The 5,021-nt window shown below is 34.1% G+C and carries 6 protein-coding genes; 4 read left to right on the forward strand and 2 right to left on the reverse strand.

Annotated features, from left to right (window positions below; genetic code table 11):
* The 3 genes from VB694_RS23790 to VB694_RS23800 all read left to right on the forward strand — a co-directional run.
* A partial coding sequence (locus VB694_RS23790; RefSeq protein ID WP_323362809.1) for an N-6 DNA methylase occupies positions 1 to 1,380 on the forward strand: 1,380 nt, incomplete at its 5' end.
* On the forward strand, positions 1,380 to 2,666 hold the full coding sequence (locus VB694_RS23795; RefSeq protein ID WP_323362810.1) for a restriction endonuclease subunit S: 1,287 nt from the start codon (positions 1,380 to 1,382) through the stop codon (positions 2,664 to 2,666). The genes VB694_RS23790 and VB694_RS23795, both read left to right, overlap by 1 nt.
* 182 nt (positions 2,667 to 2,848) lie before the next feature.
* Positions 2,849 to 3,124 carry a hypothetical protein gene (locus VB694_RS23800; RefSeq protein ID WP_323362811.1) on the forward strand — a complete coding sequence of 92 codons (276 nt, stop codon included), beginning with the start codon at positions 2,849 to 2,851 and terminating at the stop codon, positions 3,122 to 3,124.
* A gap of 3 nt (positions 3,125 to 3,127) precedes the next feature.
* On the opposite strand, the gene VB694_RS23805 is transcribed toward VB694_RS23800, so the two are convergent.
* Positions 3,128 to 3,547 (reverse strand): type II toxin-antitoxin system VapC family toxin, encoded by a 420-nt coding sequence (locus VB694_RS23805; protein WP_323362812.1) that lies wholly within the window; start codon positions 3,545 to 3,547, stop codon positions 3,128 to 3,130.
* Complete coding sequence (locus tag VB694_RS23810; protein ID WP_323362813.1) at positions 3,547 to 3,795, reverse strand: hypothetical protein; 249 nt, start codon at positions 3,793 to 3,795, stop codon at positions 3,547 to 3,549. Before VB694_RS23810 ends, VB694_RS23805 begins: the two co-directional genes overlap by 1 nt.
* Before the next feature lie 184 nt (positions 3,796 to 3,979).
* On the opposite strand from VB694_RS23810, the gene VB694_RS23815 reads away from it, so the two are divergent.
* Positions 3,980 to 5,021: type I restriction endonuclease (locus VB694_RS23815; protein ID WP_323362814.1), on the forward strand; the 1,042-nt coding region annotated here is incomplete at its 3' end.

The raw sequence follows: 5,021 nt of genomic DNA on the forward strand, positions 1-5,021 counted from the left end.
ATTAAAGGCATTATTGGCTTACCTCCTAATCTATTTTATGGAACTGGGATTCCTGCTTGTATTATTGTCATAGATAAAGAAAATGCGGAAAATCGTCAAAGCATTTTTATGATTGATGCGAGTAAGGCTTATGTGAAAGATGGCAATAAAAACCGTTTGCGGGAACAGGATATCCATAAAATTGTGGATGTTTTTAATAAACAGCTAGAAGTTCCCAAATATGCTCGTATGGTATCTTTTCAGGAAATTCAAGACAATGATTATAACTTGAATATTCCCCGCTATATTGACTCTCAAGAAGAGGAAGATATTCAGGACATTGAAGCGCATTTGTTGGGAGGAATACCAAAGCGCGATATTGCAGCATTACAGGATTATTGGCAAGTTTACCCCAGTCTGGAACAAGATTTATTTGCACCGACAAATCGGGGAGGATATCAACAGTTAAAAATTGCGGTGTCTGAGGTGAAAACCTGCATTTTTAATCATCCTGAATTTAGGCAATATAGTGGAGAAATTCAAGCGGTTTTTGCAAGTTGGGAAAATAAACACACACCTTTATTAAAAGCTATCCAACCAGGAGATAAACCCAAGGAAATTATTTACACTCTATCGGAAGATTTGTTAACAGCATTTGCAGATAAAAACCTGATTGATAAGTATGACGTTTATCAGCATTTGATGACATATTGGCTGGAAACAATGAAGGATGATATTTATATTTTAGTGGAAGATGGTTGGCAAGCTGAAACAACAGCTATCACGAATAAAAAAGGTGCAACTATAGATTTTGTCTGTGAATTGATTCCTGAAAATTTGATGATTAACCGCTATTTTCTCACGGAACAGGGGAAAATTGCCCAGTTGGAAACGCAAAAGGATGACATTATCCGACAACAGGAAGAAATACAAGAAGAATATGGTGGAGAAGAGGGTTTATTAAGTGAAGTGACTAATGACAGTGGGAAAGTTACCAAGACTAATATTAATGTGAGAATTAAGGAAATTCAGAAAAATCCCCTTTTTGCAGATGCGGATGAGTTAAAGGTGTTAAAAAGTTATTTGAAATTGATTGAAGCGGAGGCAGAAATTAGTAAACAAATTAAGGATATAACTCTATCTTTACATAATCAGGTGATTAAAAAATATGGGGAATTAACGGAGGAGGAAGTTAAAACTCTGGTGGTTAATGATAAATGGATGACAACGTTAAAACAGGGGATAATTGCCGAAATGGATCGGATTTCTCAACGGTTGACGCAACGAATTAAGGAGTTGGGGGAACGTTATGATCTGCCTTTATCTGTGTTGACTTCTGAGGTGGAGATTTTGACTAGGAAGGTTGAGGGACATTTGCAAAATATGGGGATGGTTTGGTAATGGAAATTAATATTAAGGATGGTTATAAAATTAGTGAATTGGGGGTTATTCCTGATGATTGGGAAGTTAAGAAATTGGGAGATATTGGAAAATTTAAGAATGGTATTAATAAAGGAAAGGAAGATTTCGGTTTTGGATATCCATTTGTAAATCTTTTAGATATTTTTGGACATACAAAATTATCAAATACGTTATTATTGGGATTGGTAAATTCTAATCAACAAGAAAGAAATGACTACGATTTAAGAAAAGGAGATATTTTATTTGTTCGTTCTTCTGTAAAACCTGAAGGGGTTGGACTAACTTCTGTTGTAATAAAAGACTTATATAATTCAGTTTATAGTGGTTTCTTAATTAGATTTAGAGATTTTGATTTACTAGATTTAGGCTATAAAGAATATTGTTTTTACGAGGAAGGTTTTAGAAAAAGATTAATTGATAACAGTACAGTTAGTGCAAATACAAATATAAATCAAGAAGCTTTAAAAAATCTGCAAGTTATCCTTCCCCCGCTTTCTGAACAAAAGGCGATCGCTCACGCACTGAGTGATGTAGATAACTTAATTACAGCCATAGATCAACTTATTACCAAAAAGCGTAACATCAAACAGGGGACAATGCAGCAACTCCTCACAGGTAAAAAACGCTTACCTGGTTTTAGCGGTAAGTGGGAAATGAAGAAATTGGGGGATATTGGAAAATTTAAGAATGGTATCAACAAAGGAAAGGAAGACTTTGGTTTTGGATATCCATTTGTAAATCTTTTAGATATTTTTGGACAAACAAGATTATCAAATAATTTATCATTAGGATTGGTAAATTCTAGCCAAAAAGAAAGAAATGACTATGATTTAATAAAAGGAGATATTTTATTTGTTCGTTCTTCTGTTAAACCTGAAGGAGTTGGACTTACTTCCGTTGTACTAGAAGACTTAAATAATTCAGTTTATAGTGGTTTCTTAATTAGGTTTAGAGACTTCGATTTATTAGATTTAGGATACAAACAATATTGTTTTTATGAAGAAGGTTTTAGAAAAGAAATTATTGATAGTAGTACAGTTAGTGCAAACACAAATATAAATCAAGATGCTTTAAAAAATCTGGAAATTAAATTTCCCCCAACCATAGAAGAACAAAAAGCCATATCTGAAATACTCAGCGACATAGATAAAGAAATAGAAGCATTAGAAAAAAACCGCGACAAATACAAAGCGATAAAACAGGGAATGATGCAAGAACTGTTAACAGGAAAAACGAGAATTCAGATCCCCGACTTCTTTTGTTAACTTATTTTTAAGTATAATTTTAATTACAGAAGTCGGGGATCTTAGGCCTAATTATATCATCTTCCTTTGCGACTTTGCTCCTTTGCGACCTTGCGCGAAACCTATATAGGGGTAGGGGTAAAACGCAATGCTAAACCCCTACAATATCGGATTATTGACGATTATTGTATAAAGAGGAAAAAATGACACCAATGGAAAATATTACTTTAGCCTTAAAATTTTTATCTTATTTACCAGTAGAAGCTTACACAGCATTAAAACATATAGATGCAACAGCTTCATCTGAAGATTGGCAAAAAATCACCCACCAAATAGCACGCACCTTAATAAATATTCAATATGAAATAGCTCACCGTCAAATTATAGAACATATCAAAGTAGATAATTTAGATCAGCTAGAATCTGATGATGACATATTAGCGGCTGCTTTGGAACTTACATCTCAATCATCACCATGACAATTAAAAATCTGGCATAATTACAGGAATGATTTGATTGCGATGTTTACGATAAATGATAAAATCACTATCTAATGTCAGTATTGCAGAATTTGTATAAATTTCAGACATTCTCACTAAACAAGCATCTGCTAACGACATAGGTACAGATTCATAACGCTGCATTAACATTTCCACTGCTTCAATTTCTTGATCTAAACAAAAAGAAATATCAATATATCCCTGTCTAACTAATTCTAAAGCTTTATCTCGTCCTGAATGAACTCTTTGTAATAAAAAGCAAACTTCAGTTAAAACAGCTTCACAAGTCAACAAAGGATATTCAATATTTGTGAGTGAATTTACAGCCCAATCATGAAATTTGTCCCTAGACATCAGAAAAGCTACTAAAACTCCTGTATCTATAATTATACCTTTCTGCACTATTTACCGAACCCTTCCATATATTTGGAATTATAAGATAAATCTTCCAAATTACTATCTAAACAACCTATAAATTCTTGTGCAACTTCTGCAAAAGAAACTTGTTTTTCTGGCAGGTTTTCATCTGCTGCATTTAAACCAATATTTTCCGCTTTAAATTCTAAAAACTCCACAAATTTGATCACCTCATTTCGTTGTTCAACAGGTAATTTTTTAATTTTAGCAATTGCCATTTCTAAACTGATCATTGATTTTGTTCTCCTGTAAATTTTCAGTTATGTTTTTATGGTTTGCTCAATTAGTTAATTACCTTAAATAATAACATATAAGATATTATTTGCATCTTTACGTAAAAATACCATTACACCAATAAACTCATACAAAGTAAAATATCTAAACGATTAACAACCATCATTAACAAAGAATAACGTAATGAGTCAAGTCGGACAACCAGAACGCGCAACCCAAAACCGCGTAGTGCAACTATTCCAGCAACAACTAGATTATAAATACTTAGGAAATTGGCACAAACGCGAGAATAACAGCAACGTTGAAACCGACCTACTCACCGCATTTTTACGCGATACCCAAAAATATGATCAAGACATCATCACCAAAGCCCTTCACGAACTAAATAAACTCACCACAGACACAACCCCAAACCTCTACAACATCAATAAAGAAATTTATGGCTTATTGCGTTACGGTATCAACATCAAACCAGAAGCAGGTGAAAAAACTCAAAGCGTTTACCTGATAAACTGGCAAGAACCTTTAAAAAACAACTTTTACATCGCCGAAGAAGTCAGCATCAAAGGCGAAAATAATAAACGACCAGATATAGTTTTATACATTAATGGCATCGCGTTAGCAGTTCTCGAACTCAAAAGCAGCACCGTACCCGTTTCTGAAGCTATCCGTCAAAACCTAGATAATCAAGAATCATTATTTATTAAATCCTTTTTTAACACAATTCAATTAGTCGCAGCAGGTAACGACACCCAAGGACTACGTTATGGAACAACAAAAACCTCAGAAAAATATTATTTAACTTGGAAAGAGGACAGTCATCAACATATCACAGAACTTTTAGATAAACACCTGCTACAACTGTGCGAAAAACACCGCTTTCTCGACATCATTTATAACTTTATCCTCTTTGATGTTGGTATCAAAAAACTCTGTCGTTCTCACCAATATCTAGGCATAAAAGCCGCCCAAGACCACATAAACCGCCAAGAAGGTGGCATAATTTGGCACACTCAAGGTAGTGGAAAAAGCTTAACAATGGTCTGGTTAACCAAATGGATTCGGGAATTTAATCCTAATGCCCGTGTCTTAATTATCACCGACCGCGAAGAACTCGACGACCAAATCGAAGGCGTTTTTTTAGGTGTCAATGAAAACATCTACCGCACCCAAAGCGGACAAGATTTAATTACCCAACTCCAAAAAACCACACCCCCATTAATTT

This window comes from Anabaena sp. UHCC 0451 (genome assembly GCF_034931405.1).
Lineage (GTDB): Bacteria > Cyanobacteriota > Cyanobacteriia > Cyanobacteriales > Nostocaceae > RDYJ01.